Below are 770 nucleotides of genomic sequence, written 5' to 3'. Positions count from 1 at the left end.
CAGAGCCGTTGAAACCAGTTGATCCAGAAGATCCAACGAAGGGTTACATTCCACCACCAATTGTGGATCCAAACAACCCAGGTGTAGACACTCCAGTACCGTATGAGCCAGTAAGCCCAACTCCTGAGAAACCACAGAAACCAGGAAGCTACTTGCCATACATCCCAGGTGTAGACAACCCAGGAGATCGTCCACCAGTACCATATGATGAAACACCATTGGTACCAGAAGACAATCCACCGTTGCCATACATCCCAGGTTATGAGCCAAAAGTTCCGGGAACAACAGAGCCGTTGAAACCAGTTGATCCAGAAGATCCAACGAAGGGTTACATTCCACCACCAATTGTGGATCCAAATAACCCAGGTGTAGACACTCCAGTACCGTATGAGCCAGTAAGCCCAACTCCTGAGAAACCACAGAAACCAGGAAGCTACTTGCCATACATTCCAGGTGTAGACAACCCAGGAGATCGTCCACCAGTACCATATGATGAAACACCATTGGTACCAGAAGACAATCCACCGTTGCCATACATTCCAGGCTATGAGCCAAAAGTTCCAGGAACAACAGAGCCGTTGAAACCAGTTGATCCAGAAGATCCAACGAAGGGTTACATTCCACCACCAATTGTGGATCCAAATAACCCAGGTGTAGACACTCCAGTGCCATATGAACCTGTAACACCGACACCAAATCCAGATCCAGACCCAACTCCAGAAGTGAAGAAGGGTAATGTTGTGGTTCACTATGTGAACGAAGCTGGTGAA

Annotated in this window: 1 pseudogene; it reads left to right on the top strand. The window is 47.9% G+C overall.

The annotated features are described in order from the left end of the window. Window positions 1-770 (top strand): annotated as a pseudogene (locus ACLN19_RS09100) (hypothetical protein); the annotation flags it as partial.

The organism is Streptococcus lishijunsis, from assembly GCF_047290665.1.
Lineage (GTDB): Bacteria > Bacillota > Bacilli > Lactobacillales > Streptococcaceae > Streptococcus.
Note: the sequence above shows the minus strand (reverse complement) of the source record. Positions and strands in the feature narration are given on the sequence as shown.